The organism is Muricoccus roseus (assembly GCF_900141905.1).
GTDB classification, from domain to species: domain Bacteria; phylum Pseudomonadota; class Alphaproteobacteria; order Acetobacterales; family Acetobacteraceae; genus Roseomonas; species Roseomonas rosea.
In genome coordinates this window covers 1-23,627 of sequence record NZ_FQZF01000047.1, presented here as the reverse complement: position 1 = coordinate 23,627, position 23,627 = coordinate 1, and the positions used below count along the sequence as shown (strand labels likewise).

Sequence of the window (23,627 nt, the reverse complement as noted above, 5' to 3'; positions counted from 1 at the left end):
AGGGCGCACTTCCTGCCCTTGCAGTCGCCTCGGGTCATGGACCCGAGGCGCACCGTCAGCCGAGTGATTCCAAACTTTCAAAAAAGAAGAAGGTGAGGGGTCCGGGGAGAGGAAGAATTCCTTCTTCCTCTCCCCGGGACAGACCGCCAGATCAGAACCAGGTCAGTCGACCCGCGCCCCCGAAGCCCGGACGATCGCCGGCCAGCGCGCCGCCTCCGCGCGCACGAGTTGCGCGAACTCCTCCCGGCTGCCGGTCGCCAGGTCGAAGCCCTGGGCGCGCAGGTTGTTCGCCACCTCGGGCTTGGCCATGGCGGTGCGGGTTTCGGCGTGAAGCCGGGTGAGGATCGGCTCCGGCGTGCCGGCCGCGGCCAGCAGGCCCTGCCAGGTCACCACCTCGAAGCCGGGATAGCCGCTTTCAGCCACGGTCGGCACCTCGGGAAGCGCCGCGCTGCGCGCCGTGCCCGTGACCGCCAGGGCCCGGATGCGGCCTTCGCGGACGTATTCGATGGCCGCCGGCAGGGTGACCAGCAGGCTGTCGATATGCCCGGCCACCAGGTCCACCACGGCCGGCCCGCCGCCGCGATAGGGCACATGGGTGGTCAGCACCCCCAGCGCCTGCCCCAGCAGAATGCCGCCGAGATGGCCGATGCTGCCATTGCCCTGGCTGGCCAGGGTCAGCCCGCCGCCCAGTTCCTGGCCGAGGCGGCGGTACTCGCGCAGGTCCTTCGCCTCCAGCCCGTTCTTCACCACCAGCACCTGCGGTGCCCGCACCAGCTCCGCGATGGGGGCGAAGTCCCGCACCGGGTCGAAGCTGATCCGGGAATACAGCGCGGGGTTGATGGTCAGCGGGTCGGAGCCGATCAGCAGCGTCAGCCCATCAGGCTTAGAACGCGCGACCAGGTCAAAGGCGATGTTGCTGCCCGCGCCCGTATGGTTCTCCACCACCACGGGCTGGCCGAGCGGGCCGGTGAGGGCGCGGGCGACGGTCCGGCCGAGGATGTCCAGGCTGCCGCCGGGCGCCACCGGCACGATCACGCGCAGCGCACGGTCCGGCCAGGCTGGGGCCTCGCCCTGGGCGAAGGCCGGGCGGGCGCCGGCTCCGCGGGCACCGAGTGCCATCGGCGCCGGAAGGGCGGCCGCCAGGGAGAAGAGCCGGCGGCGGGAAAGGTCGCGCATGGGGCGTTCCAACGGGAATTCGTGAAGAGAGGAGATGATTTTTCTCCCGGATCCCGGTTATTCCCGCAACACAAAGATTATCCTGCTTTGTTTTGTCTCATTGAGAGGTGAATTTGTCCCATGGCAACCTCGCCGGAGTTGGACCCCACTGACCGCGCCATCCTGCGCCTGATCCAGCGTGACGCGGCCCTCTCCCTGGCCGCCATCGCGGCGGAGGTCGGGCTCACCCCCACCCCGTGCTGGAAGCGCATCCGCCGGATGGAAGCTGCCGGCATCATCGCCGGCCGCGTCACCCTGCTCGACCCTGCCAAGGTTGGCCTGCCCCTCTCCGTCTTCGTCGCGCTCGAGATCGGCGACCACTCGGCCGCCTGGATCGAGGGCTTCGCGAACACCGTCTCCGCCATGCCCGAGGTGCTGGAATGCTGGCGCATGGGCGGAGACGTGGACTACCTCCTCCGCGTGGTGGTGGAGGACATGCCGGCCTACGATGCCTTCTACCGCCGCCTCACCGCCGAGGTGCCGGGGCTGCGGAACGTCACCAGCCGCTTCGCTATGGAACGGGTGAAGGCGAGCACCGCCCTGCCGGTGTGAGCCGCAACCCGGAGGCGAAGCCCGCCCGCAGCCCATACCCAGCGGCCACACTGTTGCATGGCTGGCACATCTTCCTTCGGGTCAGGAAACCGCAACTCTTCGCGGCTTCACCGCCCTTCCAGGCGCCGCACCGTGTTGATGCTCAAATGCCGCTGCCGCATAACCCCCGCGTGACACCCGCAGCCCCTCACCCCGTCCTGATCGCGCCCTCGCTCCTGGCCGCCGACTTCACCCGGTTGGCCGAGGAGGTCGCCGCCATCGAAGCCGCCGGCGCCGATTGGCTCCATCTCGACATCATGGATGGCCATTTCGTCCCGAACATCTCCTTCGGCCCGGCCATCGTGAAGGCGCTGCGCCCGCTGACGCGCATGCCCTTCGACGTGCATCTGATGATCGCGCCGGTGGACCCCTATCTCGCCGCCTTCGCCGAGGCGGGCGCCGACCTCATCTCCTTCCACCCCGAGGCCGGGCCACACCTCCACCGCTCGCTCCAGACCATCAAGGGGCTGGGCAAGAAGGCCGGCGTCGTCCTCAACCCCGGCACCCCGGTCGAGAGCATCGCCCCGGTGCTGGACCTCGTGGACCTGATCCTCGTCATGACGGTGAACCCGGGCTTCGGCGGCCAGTCCTTCCTCGAAAGCCAGCTTCCCAAGATCGCCGCCCTCCGCCGCCTGATCGATGCGAGCGGGCGCGACATCCGCCTGCAGATCGACGGCGGCGTGACCGCGAAGACCGCCCCCCTCTGCCTCGGGGCCGGGGCGGATGTGCTGGTCGCCGGCACGGCCGTGTTCGGCGCGCCGGACCGTGCCGCGGCCATCCGGGCCATTCGTGGGGACCAGGGCGCATGAGCTGGCTGCGCGGCGCCCGCCGCACCCTTTCCGGGCTCAAGCCCATCCGCGTGCCCGAGGCCCCCTCCCGCGCCTTCCGGGATCTCTGGCCCGGCGATGCGCTGCGCGGCCAGCGCCTGCTGACCGGCGAGCTGGAGGTGACCGGCACCGTACGGCCCCTGCCGGACGATCCCTCTGCCTTCGGCCCGGCGGCCGGCAGCCCGGTCTGGCGCGCCGCCCTGCACGGCTTCGCCTGGCTGCGGGACCTGCGCGCCCTGGGCACCGACGCCGCCCGGCTGCATGCCCGCGACATCACCCGCGCCTGGCTCGAGGCCCCCGCCGCCGACCCCGTGACCAACGCGCCGGAGGTGGTGGGCGCCCGCCTCTCCGCCTGGCTTGGCCATTGGGACTTCGTCGCCGCCACGGCGGAGGACGGCTTCCGCCGCTCCATGATGGCCCGGCTGGCCGCCGATGCCCGGAACCTGGTCGCCAGCCTTCCGGCCGATTCGCGGCATCGCGGCGCCCTCGTCGCCCTCAAGGGCGCGCTCGCCGCGGCCGTGGCACTGGAGGAGGAGCCCTGGCTCACACGCTGCCTCAAGCTCCTGCCCGCCGAGATCGACCGCCAGATCCTGCCCGACGGCGCGCATGTGGAGCGCAGCCCCGGCATCCTGCTCCTGGCCCTCCAGGACCTGATCGAGATCCGCAACCTCCTCCATGGCGCCGGGATCGAGGCGCCGCCGCACCTGGCCCATGCGCTGGACCGCGCCGCCCCCGCGCTGCGCCTGTTCCGCCATGGCGATGGCGGGCTGGCCGCCTTCAACGGCACGCGGGAGGAGGCGGCGAGCCTGCTCGACCTCGTGCTCACCCAGGCCCAGGCCCGTGGGCGCGCGCCGCTGATCCTGGGCGATGCCGGGTTCCAGCGGCTCCAGGCCGGGCGCACGCTGGTCATCGCCGATTGCGGCGCGCCTCCGCCCAAGGGGGGCGCCACCGGGCCCGGCGGCCTGGCCCGCGGCGCAGACCGGCACCACCATGCCGGCACCCTTTCCTTCGAGATGTCCGTCGGGCGCGACCGGCTGATCATCAACTGCGGCGCAGCCCCGGCCGCCGAGGGCGCCTGGCGCGACGCGCTGCGCGCCACCGCCGCCCATTCCACCCTGACCCTGGCCGATACCAACAGCAGCGAGCTGACCGAGGACGGGCTGGGCCGCCGCCCCGAACATGTGGAGGCCGAGCGCCATGAGGCGAGCGGCGCCCAATGGCTGGAAGCCACCCATGACGGCTGGAAGAAAGGCTTCAACGCCATCCACCGCCGCCGCCTCTACCTGGCGGAATCCGGGGACGACCTGCGCGGCGAGGACCTGGTGGAGGCGGAGGAGATGCCGGCCTTCGCCGTGCGCTTCCACCTGCACCCCGCCGTGACGGCCACCTTGCAGGAGGATGGCGCCTCCGTGCTGCTGCGCCTCCCCTCCGGCTCCGCCTGGCGCCTCCGCGCCAGGGGCGGCCGCGTGGCGGTGGAGGACAGCGTGCAGATGTTCGGGGAAGCGAAGCCCGCCAGCCAGGTCGTGGTCTCGGCCGAGGCCGGCACGGGGCATGTGCAATGGGCGATCGGCCGGGTGGCGCCAACGGAGGGTTGAGCCCTCCCCTATCGCCGCGCTTTTGTTCTGGGCTGTCGGTCTGTCCCGGGGAGAGGAAAAAGGAATTCTTCCTCTCCCCGGACCCCTCACCATCATCTTCTTCTAGAAGTTTGGAATCACTCGGCTGGCGGTGCGCCTCGGGTCATCGACCCGAGGCGACTGCAAGGGCAGGAAAGGCACCCTTAACCAGAGCCCCCTTCGATCAGGGTATCCACGGCAGTCAGACGGGGTTCCAAGGGCCTCAGGCCCTTGGCGGGGGGAGGGCGGAGCCCTCCTCCTGAAAGCCTCCGCTAATCCTGCCAGGACACCCGCATGAAGGGCGCCGGGAGCAGGAGCTTGTTCTCCTGGTTCAGCACCATCGGCCGCACCTTCGCGGCGTAGGCCCGCCAGGCCGGGTTGGCCAGCAGCCGTCCGCGTCGCTCGGTCCGCTCGGCCAGGTCGTCATAGGCCCAGAGATGGACCACTTGGTTCAGGGGCCCGAATTCGGTGGCGTAGTAGCCCACCATGCGGCCAAGGATCGGCTTCTGGATGGCCATACCCTCCGCCTCATAGGCCGCGATGTAGGCTCCGGCCTGCCCGGCCTGCAGCGTGTAGATCCGCTCTTCGACGATCATCGGCGCCTCCTCCGGCGAAAGCGCCTTGCGCCCCCGCCCATTTTGGTCCTACCAATTTGGTATGACCAATTCACCCGGCCGTCAAAGCGGGCCTTCCGAGCCCAGCGCCATCCCGGACGAGCGCGCCAGCCTGATCGGGCAGTTGCTCTCCTTCGTCGCCCATCGCCGGCTGGAGCCGGGGGATCGCCTTCCCTCCGAGCGCGAGCTGGCGGAGCGCTTCGCCGTGGGCCGTGGCGCGGTGCGGGAGGCGCTGGCGGTGCTGGAGACGCTCCGCATCATCGAGCGGCGGCCGAATTCCGGCATCTATCTCCGGCCCGTGGAGAAGCAGGGTTCCATCGAGGCCATCGTCCTGCAGGCCGAACTGGGCATCCCGCTGACCGAGGCGGAGGTGCGCGAGGTGGTGGAGCTGCGCCGCATCCTGGAGATGCAGGCGATGCGCCTGGCGGCCGAACGCCGCCATGTCGAGGACATCGCGCATCTCGACGAGATCCTGGACGCGACGGACCGCGCCATCGCCGCCGGGGAGAACCCCGCCGATCAGGACGCCGCCTTCCACCTGGCCATGGTGGAGGCCACGGGGAACCACGTCTTCCTGCGCGTGGTGAACGCCTTCTACCTCATGTCGCGCAACCGCCGCCGCGTCTATTTCGCGGATGGCACGCGCGCCCCGCTCTCCCAGGCGCAGCACCGCGCGATGCGCGACGCCGTGGCGGCGGGCGATCCGGACCGCGCGGAGGCCGCGATGGGCGGGCACCTGCGCGGGGTCGAGAGCTACTGGATGGAACTGCTGGAACGAAGGGCACGCGGCGACTGAAGCGGCGGCTCAACCGGGGGAAACGACAAGAAACATGAAAGTCACCGACGTCATCTGCCATGTGCTGCAATCGAAGGTGGAGCAGCCCTTCACCTCCGCGCGCGGCTGGCTCTACACCACGCGCGCCTCCTGCATCGTCGAGATCCGGACCGATGAGGGCATCACCGGCTGGGGCGAATGCTACGGCCCCGCCGCGGTGAACAGGACCATCATCGAGACGCAGTACCGCAGCCGCGTGATCGGCCGCGATCCCTTCGATGTCGAGGTGGTGTGGGAGGACCTGTACAACCGCATCAAGGACTACGGCCTCACCGGCATGACCATCGCCGCGCTGTCGGGCATCGACATCGCGCTGTGGGACATCATTGGCCGCGCGCTGGGCAAGCCCATCCACAAGCTGATCGGCGGTGCCCACCGGACCGAGGTGCAGGCCTATGCCACCGGGCTCTACTTCGTCGACATGGACCGCCTCGTCGAGGAAGCGGTGGAGGAGGCGCAGGAATACGCGGAGCAGGGCTTCCGCGCCATCAAGATGAAGATCGGCCTGGGCGACCCGAAGCTGGACCTGCGCCGCGTCAAGGCGGTGCGCGAGACCATCGGGCCGGATGTGAAGCTGGCGGTGGACGCCAACCACTGCTTCACCGTGCCCCAGGCCATCCGCCTGGGCCGCGCGATGGAGGAGCACGACATCCTCTGGTTCGAGGAGCCGATCTCCCCCGAGGACCATGACGGCTATGTCGAGGTCACGCGCGCGCTCGACATGGCGGTCGCGGGCGGGGAGAACGACTTCACCCGCTGGGGCTTCCGCGACGTGATCGCGCGCAAGGCCATGGACATCGTGCAGCCCGATGTCTGCGCCGCCGGCGGCATCAGCGAATGCCGGAAGATCGCCGCCATAGCCTCCGCCCATGGGGTGGAATGCGTCCCCCATGCCTGGGGCTCCGCCATCGGCCTCGCGGCCACCGTGCAGTTCCTGGCGGCCCTGCCCGACACCCCCCCGGCCTTCCGGCCCATGCCGCCGATGCTGGAATTCGAGCAGACGCCGAACCCGCTGCGCGACCAGCTGGCGAAGGACCCGATCGTGCAGCGCCAGGGCATCGTGCGCGTGCCGGACGGGCCTGGGCTCGGCATCGAGATCGATCACGCCATCCTCAACCAGTACAAGGTGGCCTGACGATGCTGGTCGCGCTGACCGACCCCATCGACCCGGCCGGGGAGGCCATCCTCCGCGCGGCGGGGCATGATGTGGAACTGCCCGCCGCCGGGGGGCTGGATGCCCTGCTGGCCCGCGCGGATGCGGTGGTGGTCCGCCGCAAGCTGCCCGACGACCTCTCCACCCGCGCGCCACGCCTGCTTGCCGCCGTGCGGCAGGGCGTCGGCGTGGACATGATACCGGTGGAGGACTGCACCGCGCAGGGCGTGCTGGTGGCGAACGTGCCCGGCGCCAACGCGGATTCCGTCGCCGAATTCGTTATCGCCCAGATGCTCGCCGTCGCGCGTCATGCCGAGGCCATGCATGCGGAGCTGCTGTCCCTGGGCTGGGACAAGGCCCGCTCCCGCAGCGCCCAGGCCTTCGAGCTGCGCGGGCGGACACTCGGCATCATCGGCGTGGGTGCCATCGGCACGCGGCTCGCCGAGATCGCCTCGGCGGGCTTCCGGATGCGCGTGCTCGGCTACCGCCGGAACGCGCATGCCATGCCGCCCGGCATTCCCCATGCCGATCTCGACACGATCTTCGCCGAGAGCGACTTCATCGCCCTGGCCTGCCCGCTGACGCCGGAGACGAAGGGCCTCGTCTCCGCGGCACGCATCGCGCGGATGAAGCCCTCCGCCTGGCTCCTCAACCTGGCCCGCGGTCCGGTGATCGACGAGGGCGCCCTGCTGGCGGCCCTGCGCGAGGGGCGGATCGGCGGGGCGGCGCTCGATGTGTACGACGTGCAGCCGCTTGCGCCGGACCACCCGTTACGCGCCCTGCCCAACGTCATCCTGACGCCCCATGCCGCCGGGCTGAGCACGGAAGCCGTGGAGCGCATGAGCACCGGCGCCGCCGAGGAGGTGGTGCGCATCCTCGCGGGGCAGCGGCCCCGCTCCTTCATCAACCCCGAGGCCTGGGCGGCATCGCGCGCGCGCCGCGCGGCCCTGGGCCATTCGGCCGGGGAGGCCGATGCCGCATGAAGATCTCCCGCGTGCAGGCCACCTGGTGCCGCGTGCCGATCCCCTATGAACGGCAGCACACCAGCGACTTCGGCCGCGTTCCCACCTTCGATTCCGTCATCGTGCGGGTGGAGACGGAATGCGGCCTCACCGGATGGGGCGAGGCGAAGGCCGGCGTCGGCAGCGCCGCCGCCTGCGCCGGCCTCGCCACCATCATCAACGACGATTACGCGCCGCTGCTCCTGGGCCAGGACCCGCGCGACATCTCCCGCCTGTGGGACGTGATGTACAACACGCCGCGGGAGGGCTACGCGGTGGCCGGCGGCTACGCCCTGCCGCAGGTCGGGCGGCGCGGCCTTTCCATCTCCGCCATCGCGGGCGTGGATGTCGCGTTGTGGGACATCCTGGGCAAGTCGCTGAACGTGCCCGTCTGGCGCCTTCTCGGCGGCAAGCGCGTGGACCGCATGCCCGCCTACGCCTCCGGCGGCTGGGCCGATGCCTCGAAGATCGGCGAGCAGCTCCAGGGCTATTGCGACAAGGCGGGCTTCCGCGCGGTGAAGATGCGCGTCGGGGTGATGGACGGCTCTCCCGCCCGCTCCGCCGCGCGGGTGCGGGCCGCGCGGGAAAGGCTCGGGCCCGATATCCGCCTGATGGCGGATGCGCACGGAACCTGGACCGTGGCCGAGGCGCGCGCCTTCGCCCGCATGGTCGAGGATTGCGATCTCTTCTGGTTCGAGGAGCCGGTCAGCGCCGACGACAAGGCGGGGATGGCCGAGGTGCGCCGCTCATCCTCCGTGCCGATCAGTGCGGGGGAAAGCGAGTTCACCCGCCACGACTTCCGCGAGATCTGCGAGCTGCGAGCTGCGGATGTGCTGCAACCCGACCTCGCCATTGCCGGTGGGCTGACGGAGGGGCTGCGGATCTCCGCCCTCGCCTCGGCCTACAACCTGCGCCTCGCGCCGCATCTCTGGTCCGGCGCACCCGCCTTCGCGGCGGGAATGCACCTGGCCGTGACGCAGAGCGCGGGGTTCATCCTGGAATACTCGCTCGGCCACAACCCGATGCTGCACGACCTGATCGAGGAGAGCTTCCCGGTGGAGGACGGGCATGTCGCCATCCCCGACCGGCCGGGCCTCGGCATCACCGTCCGGGAATCCTTCCTGGCGCAGTATGGGCAGGGCCGCTCCGCATGAAGATCGCCTCCATCGAAGCCTTCCCCACCTCCTTCCCCGTGCCGGAGGGAGCGGGCGTTTCGCTCGGTGTCGGCCGTGCGGTGAAGCGCGACGCGGTGGTGGTGAAGGTCACCACGGATGACGGCGTCGTGGGTTGGGGCGAAAGCCATCACGGCCGCGCCCATACGGCGGTCGCCGCGCTGCTCCAGACCACGCTGCGCCGCCTCGTCATCGGCATGGATGCGGATGACGTGGTCGGCGTGTGGAACCGCATCTATCGCGGCCAGCTCGCCAGCCACGGGATGGGCGCGGGCTGCGCGCTCGCCATGTCCGGGCTGGACATGGCGCTCTGGGACATCCGCGCCAAGGCGGCGGCCATGCCGCTCTACCGGCTGCTCGGCGGCGCGTCGCGGCCCGTGCCCGCCTATGCCGGCGGCGTCGCGCTCGGTTACCAGCCGCCGGCGGAGCTGGTGGAGGAGGCGCGCCCGCATGTCGAGGCGGGCTACCGTGCCGTGAAGCTGCGCATCGGGGATACCGTGCCGGACGACATCGCCCGCATGGAGGCGGTGCGGCACGCCTTCGGCGACGGCCTCGACATCCTCGCGGATGCCAACACGGCCTACAGCCTCTCCGACGTGCGGCGCGTGATGCCGGCCATGGACGCCCTCTCCATGGGCTGGCTGGAGGAGCCCTTCCCGCCGCATGACCACCGCGCCTACCGCGAGGCGCGCAGCTATGGCCGCACGCCGCTCGCGGTGGGGGAGAACCACTTCACCCGCTTCGAATTCGCCCCGCTTCTGGAGGACGACAGCATCGGCATCTGGCAGCCGGACCTGTCGAAATGCGGCGGCATCACGGAGGCGCTCCGTATCGCGGCCATCGCCTCCGCCTACAAGATTCCCGTTCACCCGCACAGTTCCATGACGGGGCTGAACCAGGCGGCAACCATCCACTTCCTCTGCGCCATCGACAACGCCGGTTATTTCGAGGCCGACGTGTCGCGCGCCAACCTCTTCCGCGATGCGCTGGTGAGCGAACCCTGGCGGATCGGCGCCGATGGCTGCGTGCGCCCGAACGAGGCGCCCGGCATTGGCGTGGAGGTGGATGAGGACTGGCTGCGGGCCCACCCCGCCATCGAGGGGCCCGGCTACGTGTAGACCCGCTTTCCCGACGACCGCCCCGCGACGAGGGCGGCGCGAAACACGAGGAGGAGTCCATGAGGCACACCAACAGGCGCGGCATGCTCGGCCGCTTCGCCGCCGCCGCATTCGCGGCCGGCGCCTTGCTCGCCCCCGCCGCATCCGATGCGGCGGATCCGCCCTTCGTCAGCCGCGAGGTGCGCTTCCTCAACCCCTTCGCGCCCGGCGGCACCTCCGACCTGATCGGGCGCATCCTGGCGGATCAGCTGGGCAAGCAGATCGGCCAGCAGGTGGTGGTGGAGAATCGCACCGGCGGCGGCGGCGTGGTGGCCACGCAGGAGCTCGTCCGCAGCGCGCCGGATGGGCACACCATCCTTCTGGCCTCGATGGGCATCCTCACCATCACGCCACAGATGCAGCCGCTGCCCTATGACGTGGAGAAGGACCTCATCCCCGTCGTCAACATCGCCTCCGTCTACAACATCCTCGTCACCGGCCCGCGCTCGCCCATTCGCAGCTGGCAGGACCTGGCGCAGATGGCGAAGGACCGCTCTCGCCCGGTGAGCTGCGCGACGGTGGGCGCCGGCTCCAGCCAGCAGCTCTCCTGCATCCTCTTCGCCGCGCTCACGGGCGGGCAGATCACCCAGATCCCCTATCGCGGCGGCGCCCCGGCCATTCTCGACATCTCCACGGGCCGGGTGGACGTGATGTTCGGCAACATGCCGGAATTCCTCGGCCAGATCCGCGATGGCGGGCTGCGCGCCGTGGCCTATGGCGCGGCCGAGGCGTCGCCCCTGCTGCCGAACCTGCCCGTCATCTCGAAGGATGGGCTGCCGGGCTTCGTCATCCCGAGCTGGTTCGGCGTGGTGGTGCCCGGGCGCACGCCGGATGCGATGGCGGCGCGCTGGAACGCCGAGCTGAACCGCGCGATGCAATCCCCCGAGGTGCAGCGCCGCTTCGTCGAGAACGGCCTGCAGCAGCTCGGCGGCACCCCGGAGGACTTCCTCCGGCAGATCGCGGCCGACCGCCAGCGCTGGGGCGGGATCATCCGCGAACACAACATCCGCCCGGAATAGGAAGCATGGACGAGATGGACCGCTTCCCCGCGAACCGGGCGGCGCTGCTGAAGGCCCTGTTCCCCCAGGGCGTGCCGCAGCTCTGGTCGCCCAGCCTGTTCTTCTACGACAGCCAGGGCGGCTTCGACCGGGCGAGGCAGGAGGCCCATCTCGCCTTCATGGCACCGCATGTGACCGGCTTCCTCATCCCCGGCTCAACCGGGGATGCCTGGGAGATGAGCGATGACGAGGCGGTCGCGGCGCTCGACCTCGCGATCGACTTCACGCAGCCACGCGGCCTGCATCTGCTCGCCGGCGTGCTGCGGCCCGATGCGGCCGCGATGGAGCACCTGCTCGAACGCGTGGTGCGGCACCTCTGCACGCGCGCGGGCACCGCCTCCATTCCCCGCGCCTTCGCGGCATGCGGCGTGCGCGGGATCACCGTCGCGCCGCCCACCACCACGGCGCCGCTTCCGCAGGAAGGGATCGCCGAAGCGCTCTCCCCGCTCTTCGCCCGTGGCCTGCCGATGGCGCTCTACCAGCTGCCGCAGGTCACAGGGAACCGCATGACGCCGGAACTGGTGGCGGAACTCGCCGCGCGCTTCCCCAACTTCATCCTCTTCAAGGACAGCAGCGGCACGGATGAGGTGGCGTCCTCCGGGCAGCTTCCGCCCGGGCTCGTGCTGCTGCGCGGCGCGGAAGGCGATTACGCCCGCTGGCACGCGGCCCTGGGCGGCCCCTATGACGGCTTCCTCCTCAGCACGGCAAATGCCTTCCCGGGGGAGCTGGCCGGCATCCTCGGCGCCCTTCGGGAGGGCCGGGGCGATGCGGCACAATCCCGCTCCGCCCTCCTCTCGGCCGTGGTGTCGGACGCCTTTGCGGCGGTGCAGGGCCTTCCAGACGGCAACGCCTTCACGAATGCCAACAAGGCGCTGAGCCACGCCATGGCCTTCGGCGCGGAAGCCGGAACGACCCCGCCGCCGCGCCTTCACGCCGGCTCCACCCTGCCCGGAGAGGTGATCGGCCAGGTTGCCGCGAGCCTGCAGCGGCACGGGCTCCTGCCCGGGCGTGGCTACTGCGGCGGGACAATGTCCGCTTCACGGTGAACGGGCTGCCGGAGAGGGCGCTGCCCTCTCCGGACCTCACCCGCCAGGAGGCTGAGCCTCCTGGACCCGCATCGGACTGCCGTGGATACCGTTGATCAGCGGGGTCTCTGGTCCGGGGCGCATTTCCTGCATTTGCAGTCGCCTCGGGTCATGGACCCGAGGCGCACCGTCAGCGAAGTGATTCCAAACTTGAAGAAAAAGATGATGGGTCGAAGGCACTGCCTTCGACGGGTCCGGGGAGAGGAAGAATTCCTTCTTCCTCTCCCCGGGACAGACCGACAGATCAGGCCAGCCCAGCCAGCCGCCGCGTTAGCTCCCCGGCCGGCATCTCCCGCGCCAGCGCCGCCGCCTGGCCGGACCACAGGCTGGTGAAGTCGCCCGATCCGGCCGCCTCGGCCCTGGCCCGCAGCGGCGCCAGGGCGCCGCCCGCCGTCGGAAAGGGCGGCGCGAGGTCAGAGAGTGGCCCGACCTCCTGCATCACCCGGTTGAGGATCCCCCGTGCCGGGCGGCCGGTGAAGAGGTTGGTCAGCGCCGTGCCGTCGTCCCGCGCCGCGCGCAGCGCCGCGCGGTGGACGGCGGGAATCCGCGCCTCGGGCGTGAAGAGATAGGCCGTTCCCAGCTGGGCCGCCGCCGCGCCCAGGGCGAAGGCCGCCAGCACGCCCCGCCGGTCCGCGATGCCGCCGGCGGCGATCACGGGCACGCGCACCGCATCCACCACCTGCGGCACCAGCGCCATGGTCCCGACCTGGGTGGCCATGCTGTCCGAGAGGAAGTTGCCGCGATGCCCGCCCGCCTCCACCCCCTGGGCGATGACGGCATCCACTCCCTGGCCTTCCAGCCAGACCGCCTCCGCGACGGTGGTGGCGGAGGAGATGACCTTGCAACCCGCGGCCCGAACACGGGCCAGCAAGGGCGCCTCCGGCAGGCCGAAATGGAAGCTCACCACCTCCGGCCGGAAGGCTTCGACGATGGCGCAATAGGCCTCGTTGAACGGCGCGCGGCCGGGGGCGGCACCCGCCTGGGCCGGGTCCAGCCCGGCCTCGAGGTAGTAGGGGGCGAGGCGCGCCACCCAGGCCGCCTGCCGCTCGGGGTCGGCCGGCACCTCCCGATGCGCGAAGAAGTTCAGGTTCACCGGGCGGGCCGTGCCCGCGCGCACGGCGGCCAGCGCCTCGCGCAGCCCGTCCGGCGTGTATTGCGCGGCCGGCAGGGAACCGAGTCCCCCCGCCTCGCTGACCGCGATCACCATCTCCGGGGAGGTCGATCCGGCCATGGGGGCCTGGATGATGGGGAGGGTGATCCCGAACAGGTCCAGAATCCGCCGGTCCGCCTGGTCCGCCATGCCGTCCTCCGCAACTTCGCCGCCGATCACCCCATATCGGCGGAAATGCCGCAATCCTCCCCGCCTGGAAGCCCCATGGCCCCCGACAGCGATCCCCCGCCCATGGTCGAGCTGATCGAGTCCCGGCTCGAGCGCCTCGACCTCTCCCCCGAGGAGGCCTTCCGCCAGGCCGGCCTGCCCCCCGACCTGCTCCTCCGCCTGCGCGACGGCACGGCCCCGGTGCCCCGCGGCGCGCGGCTGGTTCGGTTGGCCGAGGTGCTGGGCACCTCCGTCTCGTGGCTGGTGGGCCTGGACCCCGATGTGGCGCCCCCCGCCGAGGTGCTGGAGGAGGAGCAGGGCAGCCTCGGCCTGCTGGCCGGGGACGAGGAGGCGCTGCTGCGGGCCTATCGCGCGCTGGATTTCCCGACCAAGGCGGCCTTGCTCACCGTGGTCCGGAAGATGACCGGGCCGGAGCCCGTACCGGAGGTTCCGGTCAGGGGAAAGCGGCGCCCAACTGGCTGATTGGGCGGGGAAAATTCATCCCGTGCGGGCCGCGCCCCAGTTATGCCGGGCGCGGGGGCAATCCGGCGTTGCGCCCACCCGGCTAATCCCCAGATCATGCCCATCATGATCACCTTCCTCACCATCCTCGTCGGCCTTGGGATGCTCGCCACCCTCGGCACCCTGTTCGCCGGCATGGTCGGCATGGTGCGCGGCAGCGAAGACCTGCACCGCTCCAACACCCTCATGCGCTGGCGCACCACGCTCCAGGGCGTGACGCTCGGTCTCTTCGCCCTCCTGCTCTTCTTGATGCGCGGCTGATCCCGGGGCTGGAACACCGGCCCGCCCGGCGGCTTGCCGCGCCCGGGGGCGGGCCCTATAGACCCCGTTGATTCCGCGGATGCGAAGCCCGGCACGGGCCAGCGCGCCCGCCTGTCCGGGGCCGCCAACGGTCCCCCAAACACGCCGGCTCCCATCCTACCCGGGGCCCCGGCGCCTGCCAGAGGACCCGTCACGCATCATGGAAATCCGGGCATGAAGCTCCTCGTCCCCGTCAAGCGCGTGGTCGACTACAACGTGAAGGTCCGGGTGAAGCCGGACGGCACGGGCGTCGAGACCGCCAACGTCAAGATGTCCATGAACCCCTTCGACGAGATCGCCGTCGAGGAGGCCGTGCGGCTGAAGGAGAAGGGCGTCGCGACCGAGATCGTGGCCGTCTCCATCGGGCCGGCCCAGGCGCAGGAGCAGATCCGCACCGCGCTGGCCATGGGCGCCGACCGCGGCATCCTGGTCGAGGCCGAGGGCACGATCGAGCCGATCGCCGTCGCCAAGCTGCTGAAGGCGCTCGTCGAGAAGGAGGGCCCGCAGATGGTCATCCTCGGCAAGCAGGCCATCGACGACGACATGAACGCGACCGGCCAGATGCTGGCCGCCCTCCTCGGCTGGGGCCAGGGCACCTTCGCCAGCAAGGTCGAGGTGGCCGATGGCGCGGTGAACGTGACCCGCGAGGTCGATGGCGGGCTGGAGACGGTGAAGCTGACGCTTCCCGCCATCGTCACCACCGACCTGCGGCTGAACGAGCCGCGCTACGCCAGCCTTCCGAACATCATGAAGGCCCGCAAGAAGCCCATCGAGACCGTGAAGCCCGGCGATCTCGGCGTGGACACCGCGCCCCGCCTGAAGGTCATCAAGGTGGAGGAGCCGCCGAAGCGCCAGGCCGGCGTGAAGGTGGCCTCCGCCGCCGAGCTCGTCTCGAAGCTCCGCAACGAAGCGAAGGTGATCTAGAGATGACCGTCCTCGTCCTCGCCGACCACGACGGCAGCGCGATCAACCAGCCCACCCGTTCCGCCATCGCCGCCGCCGGCAAGCTGGGCGACGTCCACCTGCTGGTGATCGGCCCCGAGGCCGTGGCCGCGACCGGCGCGAAGATCGCGGGCGTCGCCAAGGTGCTGCACGCCCCGGCCGAGCACCTTCTGGCCGAGCCCGCCGCCGCCCTGATCACGGGCATGGCGGATGGCTACACCCATCTGCTCGCCCCGGGCTCCGCGCTCGGCAAGAACATCATGCCGCGCGTCGCCGCGCTGCTGGATGTGCAGCCGATCAGCGACATCTCCGGCATCGTGGACGCCGACACCTTCGTGCGCCCGATCTATGCGGGCAATGCGCTGGCCACCGTGCAGTCCTCGGATGCGAAGAAGGTGCTGACCGTCCGCGCCGCCTCCTTCGACCCCGCGGCGCCCGAGGGCGGCTCCGCCCCGGTCGAGCCCGCCCAGGCGGCCGCCGATCCCGGCGTCTCCTCCTTCGTCGGCGCCGAGATCGTGAAGAGCGAGCGGCCCGAGCTGACGGCCGCCCGCATCGTCATCTCCGGCGGCCGCGCCATCGGCTCAGCCGAGAACTTCCGCATCCTGGACGGTATCGCGGACAAGCTCGGCGCCGCCGTCGGCGCGTCCCGCGCCGCGGTCGATGCGGGCTATGCCCCGAACGACCTTCAGGTCGGCCAGACCGGCAAGATCGTCGCGCCGGAACTCTACATGGCCTTCGGCATCTCGGGCGCCATCCAGCACCTGGCCGGCATGAAGGACAGCAAGGTCATCGTCGCCATCAACAAGGACGAGGAGGCGCCGATCTTCCAGGTGGCCGATTACGGCCTCGTCGGCGACATCTTCAAGCTGATCCCGGAGATCGAGGCGGAGCTGGCCAAGTGAGCGAAACGCCGACGATCCAGAGCGTCGGCGTCATCGGCGCCGGCCAGATGGGCAACGGCATCGCGCATGTCGCGGCCCAGTCCGGCCTCGCCGTCACCATGGTCGACGTGAACCCGGAGGCGCTGGAGAAAGCCCGCGCCACCATCGCGAAGAACATGGACCGCCAGGTCTCCAAGGGCACGCTTTCCGCGACCGACCGCGACGCGGCCCTGGGCCGCATCGCGACCGGCACCGACATGGCGATGTTCGGCGAGGCCGACATCGTCATCGAGGCCGCGACCGAGCGGGAGGAGCTGAAGAAGACCATCTTCCAGTCGCTCTGCCCGCATCTGAAGCCCTCCGCGATCATCGCCAGCAACACCTCCTCCATCCCCATCACCCGGCTCGCGGCCGCAACCGACCGGCCGGCGCGCGTCATCGGCATGCACTTCATGAATCCGGTGCCGGTGATGAAGCTGGTGGAGGTGATCCGCGGCATCGCGACCGACGAGCCCACCTACCAGGCCGTCGAGTCCCTCGCCCGCCGCATGGGCAAGACCACCGCGACGAGCGAGGACTTCCCGGGCTTTATCGTCAACCGCATCCTGCTGCCGATGATCAACGAGGCCGTCTACGCCCTGCATGAAGGCGTGGGCGACGTCGTCTCCATCGACACCGGCATGAAGCTGGGCACCAACCAGCCCATGGGCCCGCTGGAACTGGCGGATTTCATCGGCCTGGATACCTGCCTCTCCATCATGCAGGTGCTCCACCAGGGCATGGGCGACAGCAAGTACCGGCCCTGCCCGCTGCTGGTGAAGTATGTCGAGGCCGGCTGGTTCGGCCGGAAGACCGGCCGCGGCTTCTACGACTATTCCGGCGAAACGCCGAAGCCCACCCGTTAAGCAGAGGCCGGGGAGCCCTCCCCGGCCTCCATCCCCTCAGCGCCGCCGCACGAAAATCGTGATCATCATCACGACCACGAGGATGATCATCCCCGTGCGGTTCTCCGCGATCCAGGCGAGCGCAGGCTCGATCAGCACAATGTCTTCCCCTCGGCGAATGGCCGCCCGGGGGATCTATACCGGCTTGTGAGGGGTGCGACCTATCGGGGTTGGCCTTGAGGAGGGCTCCGCCCTCCACCCGCCAAGGGCCTGAGGCCCTTGGAACCCCGTCCGACTGCCGTGGATGCCCTGATCGAATGGGTCTCGGGTCGAAGGTGCTTTTCCTGCCCTTGTAGTCGCCTGAGGTCTAAGACCTCAGGCGCACCGCCCGCCGAGTGAATCCAAACTTCTAAAAGAAGATGATGGTGAGGGGTCCGGGGAGAGGAAGAATTCCTTCTTCCTCTCCCCGGGACCGACCGCCCCATCAAGAACGGGCGCGGTCGCCCAAGCTTCAGCCCGCCGACCGCAGGATCAGCTCCGCCACGCCCGCGGCGACGTTCACCCCGGTGCTGCTCTCGATGGCCAGCGGCTGCAGCGCCACCTGGTCCCCGCTTCCGCCGATCAGCGCCGCGCTGCCGAGGCCAAGGCCCGCCGCGACGTTGGAGGAGGCGCCGGCATAGTTCCCCGCCAGGCTGCCCGGGCGGATGTCGGGGCCGGTGTTCACCACCGTCCAGAGGATGGTGCTGCGGCCGGTCACCCCGATATCGATGCCGAAGCGCCGGATTTCGCCCACGTAGCGCTCCGTCGGCCCGTTGAGGGGCTTGAAGTCGCAGGTCAGGTTGCGGCTGGAGCCGAACACCCAGCCCACGCCGCCCGCCACGTCGCATTGCAGCTGGCCCACCCGGGTGTTCCCGCGCGGCTGCTCCTGCGGCTGCAGGATGACCACCTGCGGCGGCGCCACCGGCTGGGGCTGGGCGATGGGCGTGCCCGGCGCGGGCGGCACATACACCACCGGCGGCGGGCCGGAACGGTCCGGCTGGCCGGTGGTCTGGCCGGTGGTCTGGCCGGTGGTCTGGCCGGTGGTCTGGCCGGTGGTCTGGGCGGGGGAGGGGCCGGAAAGGGCCATCAGGGCGGCCGCCGCCAACAGGGAAGCACGGATCATGGCGCTGGTTCCTCGAAGCCAAGGGGCCGAGGGGCGGGGGGGCGGTCAGGCCGTCCCCTTCGGCTCCCCAGCCGGGCCGGAAGAACGTCTGGCGGCGCCCGCGGCTTCATCCAGCCCGGCCCAGCCGGGTTGCGGCACCCTCACCCGCCGCCGGGCGGCGAGCGCCCGGGCCGGTACGCCGCCGGCCGGAATCACCGCCTGGACCGTCTTCCGGGCCTCGATCAGCGTCACCCCGCCGAGTTGCGGCGCCAGTGCCTGCCCCGCCGCCTCCCACAGCCTCGCGCCGCGCAGCAGGGGGCGCAGGCCGAAGGGGGGGATGAACAGGGCCGCGTCCCGCCGCTCCACCGTGAACATGGACCGTTCCAGCAGCCGGGCGAGCTGCCCGGGGGAATAGGGTTGGCCATGGCCGAAGGGCGTGCGCTCCAGATGCGCCCAGACCGAGCGCCGGTTCGGCACCACCGCCAGCATCCGCCCCTCCGGCCGCAGCACCCGCCAGGCCTCGCGCAGCAGCCGGCGGGCGTTCTCCGCGGCCTCCAGCCCATGCACCAGAAGGATGTTGTCGAAGGACAGGTCCGCGAAGGGCAGCCGGTCCTCCTCCACCATGGAGGCGGCGCAGGCGCCGTCCAGCGGCCAGGGGGCCATGCCGTCCCAGGCGGCCAGTGCCACCGGGGTGGCGGAGACGAGCCGCGCAGCCCCCCGCCGCCACAGGCGCAGATAGGGCCCGGCATGGCCCAGCCCCAGCACCTCCCGTCCCGTCAGCTCCGGCCAGAGCTGCCGCAGCCGCGCGCGCAGGATGCGCCTGGTCACCGCGCCCAGCGGCGCGTCGTAGAAGCCCTGCAATCCCCAGGCGGTGAAGTGGACCTCGGCGGCCATGCCGTGGATATAGGGCGTCCGGTGCCTGCGAGTCAGCCGATGGGAGAATGCCGATGACATGGACGATCCGGGCCGTGCCCAACCTCTCGGACAACTATGCCTGGCTGCTGCGGGACGACGCCACCGGCACCGTCGCGTTGTGCGACCCCGGGGAGGCCGCGCCCAACCTCGCCGCCCTGCAGGAGATGCCCGAGCCCGGCCGGCTGGACTGGGTGCTGCTGACCCACCATCACCCCGACCATATCGACGGCGTGGCCGAGGTGGTGCAGGCCACCGGCGCCAAGGTGCTCGGCGCCGCCGCCGACGCCCACCGGCTGCCGAAGCTGGACCTGGCCGTGCAGCCGGGGGACCACATCCCCCTCGGCAGCGGCAGCATCGAGGTGCTGGACAGCCCCGGCCACACCATCGGCCACGTCGCCCTCTACATCGCCGATGCCCATGCCGTGCTCTGCGGCGACACCCTCTTCTCCCTCGGCTGCGGCCGCCTGCTGGAGGGCACGCCGGCCGACATGTTCCGTGCGCTGCAACTGCTGAACGCCCTGCCGGGCGACACGCTGATCCTCTGCGGCCACGAATACACCGAGAGCAATGCCCGCTTCGCCCTGACGGTGGAGCCGGACAACGCGGCGCTGCACGCCCGCGCCGAGGAGGTGCGGGAGCTGCGCAAGCAGGGCCTCCCGACCCTGCCCGTCACGCTCGAGCAGGAACGGGCCACCAACCCCTTCCTGCGCGCGAAGGACGTGGCGCAGCTCGCCGAGCGTCGCGCGGGCAAGGACGTGTTCAAGGGCTGATGTTCTACGAACCGCGCCACGGCCACGGCCTTCCCTGGGACCCCTTCAAGGCCATCGTGGCGCCGCGCCCGATCGGCTGGATCTCCACCATCGACGAGCGGGGGCGGGTGAACCTCGCCCCCTACAGCTACTTCGCCATCGTCCATAACGCACCGCCCATGATCGCCTTCGGCAGCGAGGGGCTGAAGCATTCCGCCGCCAATGCGCGGGCCACCGGCGAGTTCACCTTCAGCCTCGCCACCCGCGCGCTGTTCGACGCGATGAACGCCTCCTCCGGCAACCAGCCCGAGGGCGTCAGCGAGTTCGACGAGGCCCGCATCCCCGCGGCCCCCAGTCGCATGGTCCGCCCGCCCCGCGTGGCGGACAGCCCCGCCGCACTGGAATGCCGCGTGGTGCACGCCATGGAGCTGCAGGACCAGGACGGCCGGCCGAGCAACGGCTTCCTCACCATCGGCCAAGTCGTCGGCGTGCATATCGACGAGCGCTGCCTGAAGGATGGGCGCTTCGACATGGTGGCGGCCGGCACCATCGCCCGCTGCGGCTACCGGGACTACGCCCAGGTGACGGAGCTGTTCGAGGCCCTCCGCCCCACCGATGGCGGGGTCTTTCCGCCCGGGGGGGGCCCCGCCCGGTAGCCAGCCCGGTAGCCCCTCGCGGGTCCCGGCGCCCCGGCCTACCCTGCCGCCGAATCGCCACGGAACCCGTCGATGCGCCTCCTCACCTCTCCCGCCAGCCCCTTCGCGCGCAAGGCCCTGGCCTGCGCCATCGCCCGTGGCGTGGAGGGCGGGATCGAGCTGGTTCCGACCAGCACCCAGGCAAGCCCCGAGCTGCCGGCCCTCAACCCCCTCGGCAAGATCCCCGTCCTGATCCTCGACGACGGCACCGCCGTCTTCGACAGCCCGGTGATCTGCGATTTCCTCGATTCGCTCGGCACGGCCCCGCCCATGACGCCCGCCACCGGGCCGGAGCGGCTGCGCGTGTCCATCCTGCATGCGCTCGCCGATGGCATCATGGATGCCGCCGTTGCCCGCCGCACCCATGCGAACCTGCCGCAGGACGAGGGCCGGCAGGCTTTCGACGCGCGTCAGAAGGCCGCCATGGAGCGCGGGCTGGCGCGGCTGGAGGCCGAGCCGCCGCAGGGGCTCGCCGATGTCGGCGCCATCGCGGTGGCCTGCGCGCTCGGCTATCTCGACCTGCGCTTCCCCGCCGAGCCCTGGCGCGAGAGCCACCCCAAGCTGGCCAGTTGGCTCGCCTCGGTGGCCGGGCTGCCCCCGCTGGCCCGCACCGTGCCCGCATGAACCTGCGCGACACCGCGCTGGATCCGGCCGCGATCATCGCGGCGCTGGACCTGCGGCCCCACCCCGAAGGCGGCCATTACCGCGAGACCTGGCGCGACAGCCCCGAGGACGGCGGGCGCGGCGCCGGCACCGCCATCCTCTTCCTCCTCGCCGCCGGGGAACGGAGCCACTGGCACCGCGTGGATGCGGCGGAGGGCTGGCACTGGCATGCCGGAGCGCCGCTGCTCCTGCGCATCTCGGATGGCGGCACGCCCGCCATGTACCGTCTCGGCCCGGATCACGGGCCGGGCGAGACACCCTTCGCCATGGTGCCCAAGGGCCATTGGCAGGCCGCCGAAAGCCTGGGCGGCTGGACGCTGGTGGGCTGCACCGTCAGCCCCGCCTTCACCTTCGAGGGCTTCGAGCTGGCCCCGCCGGGGTGGGAGCCGGGCTGAACCGGCCGGAGGGCGCCGGCCCTCTCCGATGCCGCCGCATGGAATGTGGCGCCGGGCGCTTGGTCGCGATTCCGCACTCGCCTAGGCTGCCGCCGCCCTTCGCCCGGGAGCCAGGCCGGCTTGCTGCACATTCCGACTGTCCTGGCCATCAGCGCCACCCTGGCTGGCACCTACGGGTCGATCCTCCTCTCGCTCTGGCTCCAGCAACGCGGTCAGGTCGCGATGCGGACCTGGGGCGCGGCCTATCTCCTCGGCTCTGTCGGTCTTGGCCTGATGATGCTTCGGGGCATGGCGCCCGATGTCGTCACCGTGCAGCTGGCCAATGCGGTCATGGCGCTGGTCTATGGCGTGGTCTGGGCCGGTGCCCGCCAGTTCGGGGGCGGGCGGCCGCACCCGGCCGGGGCGGTCGCGGGCAGCCTGGCCTGGCTCGCCGCCTGCCAGGTCCCGGCCTTCTACGACAGCATCCCCGCCCGGGTGACCGGGATGGCGATGATCGCGGCCGGCTACTACCTGGCCGCGGCCTGGGAGTTCCGCCCCCGTGATGGCGGCCAGGTGCTGCGCTCCCAGCGCCTCATCATCGGCCTGCTCGTCGCGAACGCCGTGGCTTATCTGCTGCGGATTCCGGGCATCCTGGCCGTTCCCGTGCAACCCGCCATGGCCGATATCCCGGCGAGCCCCTACGCCATCGCCTTCCTGCTGATCGGCATCGCCACCGGCGGCAGCCTGATCCTCGGCCTTGTGGCGCTGCTGCGGGAGAAGGAGGAGCGGGAGGGGCATGCGGCGCTGCTGGAGGCGCGGGACGCGGCGGACCGGGCGAGCGCGGGCAAGACCCGCTTCCTCGCCCATATGAGCCACGAGCTGCGCACCCCGCTCAACGGTGTCCTCGGCCTCGCCCAGGCGCTGGTGCAGGACCCCGCCCTGCCGCCCACCCAGCGCGAGCGCGCCGCCATGCTCGAGCGCGCCGGCCGCCACCTGAATGCGTTGCTGAACGACATCCTCGACCTCTCCAGCATCGAGGCCGGCCGACTCCAGCTCGTCGCCACACCCTCCCGCCTGCGCCCCCTCCTCGAGGAGGTCGCCGGTCTCGCCCGCGCGGGCGCGGGGGCAAAGGGCCTGCACCTGCGCATCGACCTTGCCCCGGACCTGCCCGGGGCCGTGCTCTGCGACCCGCTCCGCATCCGCCAGATCCTGCACAACCTCCTCAACAACGCGATCAAGTTCACCCCGCCCGGCGGCGCCGTCACCCTCGCCGTCCGCCGTGGCGAGCCCTCGGGCCTTCTCCTCACCGTCACCGATGACGGGCCCGGCGTGCCCGAGGACCTCCGCGACCGCCTCTTCCAGGACTATGCCCGCGCCACCCGCGAGGCCGCCAAGGGCGACGGCACCGGCCTCGGCCTCGCCATCTCCGCCGGCCTCGCCCGGGCCATGGAGGGCTCCATCCGCTTCGGAACCCCGCCCTGCGGCAAGGGCAGCCTCTTCGAGGTCTGGCTGCCCCTGCCCGAGGCCGAGATGGCGCCCGAGACGCCACATCCGCCAGCGCCCAGCCCGTCCCCCAGCCCATCCGCCACCGGCCTGCACGTGCTCGTGGTCGATGACGTCACCGTCAACCGCCTCGTCCTGCGCGCCATCCTCGAACCCGCCGGCCACCGCGTCAGCGAGGCTGCGGACGGGCAGGCCGCCCTCGACCTCCTCGGGGCCCCCGACCCGCTGCCCGACCTCGTGCTGATGGATGTCCTCATGCCCGGCCTCGACGGGCTCGAGACCACCCGCCGCATCCGCGCCATGCCCGGCCCCGCCGCCCGCCTCCGCATCCTCGCCGTCACCGCCAGCGCCATGCCCGACCAGATCGCCGAATGCCTCCGCGCCGGCATGGACGGACATGTCACCAAGCCCGTCGACCG

The 23,627-nt window shown here is 71.3% G+C and carries 25 protein-coding genes; 20 read left to right on the top strand and 5 right to left on the bottom strand.

Features of this window, described 5'->3' with window-relative positions:
* Window positions 1-162: 162 nt before the first annotated feature.
* On the bottom strand, window positions 163-1,176 hold the full coding sequence (locus BUB97_RS23895; protein ID WP_073140004.1) for a tripartite tricarboxylate transporter substrate binding protein: 1,014 nt from the start codon (window positions 1,174-1,176) through the stop codon (window positions 163-165).
* Window positions 1,177-1,296: 120 nt separating this feature from the next.
* On the opposite strand from BUB97_RS23895, the gene BUB97_RS23890 reads away from it, so the two are divergent.
* From BUB97_RS23890 to BUB97_RS23880, 3 genes are all read left to right on the top strand, one after another.
* Window positions 1,297-1,767 carry an Lrp/AsnC family transcriptional regulator gene (locus BUB97_RS23890; protein WP_086062519.1) on the top strand — a complete coding sequence of 157 codons (471 nt, stop codon included), beginning with the start codon at window positions 1,297-1,299 and terminating at the stop codon, window positions 1,765-1,767.
* Window positions 1,768-1,913: 146 nt separating this feature from the next.
* The gene (gene rpe / locus BUB97_RS23885) at window positions 1,914-2,615 is read left to right on the top strand and encodes a ribulose-phosphate 3-epimerase (RefSeq protein WP_073140001.1); all 702 of its coding nucleotides are present in this window, start codon (window positions 1,914-1,916) and stop codon (window positions 2,613-2,615) included.
* Window positions 2,612-4,228, top strand: a complete 1,617-nt coding sequence (locus BUB97_RS23880) for a heparinase II/III family protein (RefSeq protein WP_175562730.1) — start codon at window positions 2,612-2,614, stop codon at window positions 4,226-4,228. Before rpe ends, BUB97_RS23880 begins: the two co-directional genes overlap by 4 nt.
* Before the next feature lie 290 nt (window positions 4,229-4,518).
* Here the strand turns inward: BUB97_RS23880 and BUB97_RS23875 are convergent, their stop codons facing one another.
* Window positions 4,519-4,842, bottom strand: a complete 324-nt coding sequence (locus tag BUB97_RS23875; protein WP_073139998.1) for an NIPSNAP family protein — start codon at window positions 4,840-4,842, stop codon at window positions 4,519-4,521.
* Window positions 4,843-4,903: 61 nt separating this feature from the next.
* On the opposite strand from BUB97_RS23875, the gene BUB97_RS23870 reads away from it, so the two are divergent.
* The 7 genes from BUB97_RS23870 to BUB97_RS23840 are packed head-to-tail and all read left to right on the top strand — an operon-like array spanning window position 4,904 to window position 12,282.
* Window positions 4,904-5,656 (top strand): FadR/GntR family transcriptional regulator, encoded by a 753-nt coding sequence (locus BUB97_RS23870; RefSeq protein WP_073139994.1) that lies wholly within the window; start codon window positions 4,904-4,906, stop codon window positions 5,654-5,656.
* Window positions 5,657-5,690: 34 nt separating this feature from the next.
* Window positions 5,691-6,830 (top strand): mandelate racemase/muconate lactonizing enzyme family protein, encoded by a 1,140-nt coding sequence (locus BUB97_RS23865; RefSeq protein ID WP_073139990.1) that lies wholly within the window; start codon window positions 5,691-5,693, stop codon window positions 6,828-6,830.
* Window positions 6,831-6,832: 2 nt separating this feature from the next.
* Window positions 6,833-7,831 carry a hydroxyacid dehydrogenase gene (locus tag BUB97_RS23860; RefSeq protein ID WP_073139987.1) on the top strand — a complete coding sequence of 333 codons (999 nt, stop codon included), beginning with the start codon at window positions 6,833-6,835 and terminating at the stop codon, window positions 7,829-7,831.
* Window positions 7,828-9,003 carry a mandelate racemase/muconate lactonizing enzyme family protein gene (locus BUB97_RS23855; protein WP_073139983.1) on the top strand — a complete coding sequence of 392 codons (1,176 nt, stop codon included), beginning with the start codon at window positions 7,828-7,830 and terminating at the stop codon, window positions 9,001-9,003. The genes BUB97_RS23860 and BUB97_RS23855 overlap by 4 nt, the downstream gene beginning before the upstream one ends.
* Entirely contained in the window at window positions 9,000-10,139 is a 1,140-nt protein-coding gene (locus BUB97_RS23850; RefSeq protein ID WP_073139980.1) for a mandelate racemase/muconate lactonizing enzyme family protein, read from the top strand. Before BUB97_RS23855 ends, BUB97_RS23850 begins: the two co-directional genes overlap by 4 nt.
* 59 nt (window positions 10,140-10,198) lie before the next feature.
* Window positions 10,199-11,197, top strand: a complete 999-nt coding sequence (locus BUB97_RS23845) for a Bug family tripartite tricarboxylate transporter substrate binding protein (protein ID WP_073139977.1) — start codon at window positions 10,199-10,201, stop codon at window positions 11,195-11,197.
* A 5-nt stretch (window positions 11,198-11,202) separates the two neighbouring features.
* Window positions 11,203-12,282 carry a dihydrodipicolinate synthase family protein gene (locus tag BUB97_RS23840; RefSeq protein WP_073139973.1) on the top strand — a complete coding sequence of 360 codons (1,080 nt, stop codon included), beginning with the start codon at window positions 11,203-11,205 and terminating at the stop codon, window positions 12,280-12,282.
* Between the two features lie 283 nt (window positions 12,283-12,565).
* Here BUB97_RS23840 and BUB97_RS23835 read toward each other — a convergent pair whose 3' ends face one another.
* Window positions 12,566-13,621 (bottom strand): NAD(P)H-dependent flavin oxidoreductase, encoded by a 1,056-nt coding sequence (locus tag BUB97_RS23835; protein WP_073140010.1) that lies wholly within the window; start codon window positions 13,619-13,621, stop codon window positions 12,566-12,568.
* A gap of 75 nt (window positions 13,622-13,696) precedes the next feature.
* Between BUB97_RS23835 and BUB97_RS23830 the strand changes: the two genes are divergently transcribed.
* The 5 genes from BUB97_RS23830 (at window position 13,697) to BUB97_RS23810 (ending at window position 17,189) form a co-directional block, all read left to right on the top strand.
* On the top strand, window positions 13,697-14,122 hold the full coding sequence (locus BUB97_RS23830) for a hypothetical protein (protein ID WP_073139970.1): 426 nt from the start codon (window positions 13,697-13,699) through the stop codon (window positions 14,120-14,122).
* A 96-nt stretch (window positions 14,123-14,218) separates the two neighbouring features.
* The gene (locus BUB97_RS23825; protein ID WP_245818440.1) at window positions 14,219-14,422 is read left to right on the top strand and encodes a twin transmembrane helix small protein; all 204 of its coding nucleotides are present in this window, start codon (window positions 14,219-14,221) and stop codon (window positions 14,420-14,422) included.
* A gap of 213 nt (window positions 14,423-14,635) precedes the next feature.
* Complete coding sequence (locus BUB97_RS23820) at window positions 14,636-15,385, top strand: electron transfer flavoprotein subunit beta/FixA family protein (RefSeq protein ID WP_073139967.1); 750 nt, start codon at window positions 14,636-14,638, stop codon at window positions 15,383-15,385.
* A gap of 2 nt (window positions 15,386-15,387) precedes the next feature.
* Window positions 15,388-16,305 (top strand): electron transfer flavoprotein subunit alpha/FixB family protein, encoded by a 918-nt coding sequence (locus tag BUB97_RS23815; protein ID WP_073139964.1) that lies wholly within the window; start codon window positions 15,388-15,390, stop codon window positions 16,303-16,305.
* Window positions 16,302-17,189 (top strand): 3-hydroxybutyryl-CoA dehydrogenase, encoded by an 888-nt coding sequence (locus BUB97_RS23810; RefSeq protein WP_073139960.1) that lies wholly within the window; start codon window positions 16,302-16,304, stop codon window positions 17,187-17,189. The genes BUB97_RS23815 and BUB97_RS23810 overlap by 4 nt, the downstream gene beginning before the upstream one ends.
* A gap of 490 nt (window positions 17,190-17,679) precedes the next feature.
* Here BUB97_RS23810 and BUB97_RS23805 read toward each other — a convergent pair whose 3' ends face one another.
* Both BUB97_RS23805 and BUB97_RS23800 read right to left on the bottom strand, forming a co-directional pair.
* Window positions 17,680-18,330, bottom strand: a complete 651-nt coding sequence (locus BUB97_RS23805; protein WP_073139957.1) for a DUF992 domain-containing protein — start codon at window positions 18,328-18,330, stop codon at window positions 17,680-17,682.
* A 45-nt stretch (window positions 18,331-18,375) separates the two neighbouring features.
* Window positions 18,376-19,263: a methyltransferase domain-containing protein gene (locus BUB97_RS23800; protein ID WP_245818439.1), complete on the bottom strand. Its 888-nt coding sequence runs from the start codon at window positions 19,261-19,263 to the stop codon at window positions 18,376-18,378.
* Here BUB97_RS23800 and gloB point away from each other — a divergent pair.
* The 5 genes from gloB to BUB97_RS23775 all read left to right on the top strand — a co-directional run.
* On the top strand, window positions 19,257-19,994 hold the full coding sequence (gloB, locus tag BUB97_RS23795) for a hydroxyacylglutathione hydrolase (protein ID WP_073139952.1): 738 nt from the start codon (window positions 19,257-19,259) through the stop codon (window positions 19,992-19,994). The two genes, BUB97_RS23800 and gloB, sit on opposite strands and share 7 nt — an antisense overlap.
* Window positions 19,994-20,629: a flavin reductase family protein gene (locus tag BUB97_RS23790; RefSeq protein ID WP_073139949.1), complete on the top strand. Its 636-nt coding sequence runs from the start codon at window positions 19,994-19,996 to the stop codon at window positions 20,627-20,629. Before gloB ends, BUB97_RS23790 begins: the two co-directional genes overlap by 1 nt.
* A gap of 72 nt (window positions 20,630-20,701) precedes the next feature.
* Entirely contained in the window at window positions 20,702-21,292 is a 591-nt protein-coding gene (locus BUB97_RS23785; RefSeq protein WP_073139945.1) for a glutathione S-transferase N-terminal domain-containing protein, read from the top strand.
* Window positions 21,289-21,726 (top strand): cupin domain-containing protein, encoded by a 438-nt coding sequence (locus BUB97_RS23780; protein ID WP_073139942.1) that lies wholly within the window; start codon window positions 21,289-21,291, stop codon window positions 21,724-21,726. Before BUB97_RS23785 ends, BUB97_RS23780 begins: the two co-directional genes overlap by 4 nt.
* 120 nt (window positions 21,727-21,846) lie before the next feature.
* Window positions 21,847-23,627 (top strand): ATP-binding protein (locus BUB97_RS23775; protein WP_139281447.1); only part of this gene is annotated, 1,781 nt, incomplete at its 3' end.

Bases quoted from the DNA above. Each gene is read 5' to 3' on its own strand.
- BUB97_RS23800 (WP_245818439.1), bottom strand. From the start codon at position 19,263: ATGTCATCGGCATTCTCCCATCGGCTGACTCGCAGGCACCGGACGCCC.
- BUB97_RS23870 (WP_073139994.1), top strand. From the start codon at position 4,904: ATGACCAATTCACCCGGCCGTCAAAGCGGGCCTTCCGAGCCCAGCGCC.
- BUB97_RS23830 (WP_073139970.1), top strand. From the start codon at position 13,697: ATGGCCCCCGACAGCGATCCCCCGCCCATGGTCGAGCTGATCGAGTCC.
- BUB97_RS23785 (WP_073139945.1), top strand. From the start codon at position 20,702: ATGCGCCTCCTCACCTCTCCCGCCAGCCCCTTCGCGCGCAAGGCCCTG.
- rpe (WP_073140001.1), top strand. From the start codon at position 1,914: ATGCCGCTGCCGCATAACCCCCGCGTGACACCCGCAGCCCCTCACCCC.
- BUB97_RS23845 (WP_073139977.1), top strand. From the start codon at position 10,199: ATGAGGCACACCAACAGGCGCGGCATGCTCGGCCGCTTCGCCGCCGCC.
- BUB97_RS23890 (WP_086062519.1), top strand. From the start codon at position 1,297: ATGGCAACCTCGCCGGAGTTGGACCCCACTGACCGCGCCATCCTGCGC.
- BUB97_RS23805 (WP_073139957.1), bottom strand. From the start codon at position 18,330: ATGATCCGTGCTTCCCTGTTGGCGGCGGCCGCCCTGATGGCCCTTTCC.
- BUB97_RS23815 (WP_073139964.1), top strand. From the start codon at position 15,388: ATGACCGTCCTCGTCCTCGCCGACCACGACGGCAGCGCGATCAACCAG.
- BUB97_RS23850 (WP_073139980.1), top strand. From the start codon at position 9,000: ATGAAGATCGCCTCCATCGAAGCCTTCCCCACCTCCTTCCCCGTGCCG.
- BUB97_RS23865 (WP_073139990.1), top strand. From the start codon at position 5,691: ATGAAAGTCACCGACGTCATCTGCCATGTGCTGCAATCGAAGGTGGAG.
- BUB97_RS23880 (WP_175562730.1), top strand. From the start codon at position 2,612: ATGAGCTGGCTGCGCGGCGCCCGCCGCACCCTTTCCGGGCTCAAGCCC.
- BUB97_RS23860 (WP_073139987.1), top strand. From the start codon at position 6,833: ATGCTGGTCGCGCTGACCGACCCCATCGACCCGGCCGGGGAGGCCATC.
- BUB97_RS23835 (WP_073140010.1), bottom strand. From the start codon at position 13,621: ATGGCGGACCAGGCGGACCGGCGGATTCTGGACCTGTTCGGGATCACC.
- BUB97_RS23780 (WP_073139942.1), top strand. From the start codon at position 21,289: ATGAACCTGCGCGACACCGCGCTGGATCCGGCCGCGATCATCGCGGCG.
- gloB (WP_073139952.1), top strand. From the start codon at position 19,257: ATGACATGGACGATCCGGGCCGTGCCCAACCTCTCGGACAACTATGCC.
- BUB97_RS23820 (WP_073139967.1), top strand. From the start codon at position 14,636: ATGAAGCTCCTCGTCCCCGTCAAGCGCGTGGTCGACTACAACGTGAAG.
- BUB97_RS23895 (WP_073140004.1), bottom strand. From the start codon at position 1,176: ATGCGCGACCTTTCCCGCCGCCGGCTCTTCTCCCTGGCGGCCGCCCTT.
- BUB97_RS23790 (WP_073139949.1), top strand. From the start codon at position 19,994: ATGTTCTACGAACCGCGCCACGGCCACGGCCTTCCCTGGGACCCCTTC.
- BUB97_RS23855 (WP_073139983.1), top strand. From the start codon at position 7,828: ATGAAGATCTCCCGCGTGCAGGCCACCTGGTGCCGCGTGCCGATCCCC.
- BUB97_RS23875 (WP_073139998.1), bottom strand. From the start codon at position 4,842: ATGATCGTCGAAGAGCGGATCTACACGCTGCAGGCCGGGCAGGCCGGA.
- BUB97_RS23840 (WP_073139973.1), top strand. From the start codon at position 11,203: ATGGACGAGATGGACCGCTTCCCCGCGAACCGGGCGGCGCTGCTGAAG.
- BUB97_RS23825 (WP_245818440.1), top strand. From the start codon at position 14,219: ATGCCCATCATGATCACCTTCCTCACCATCCTCGTCGGCCTTGGGATG.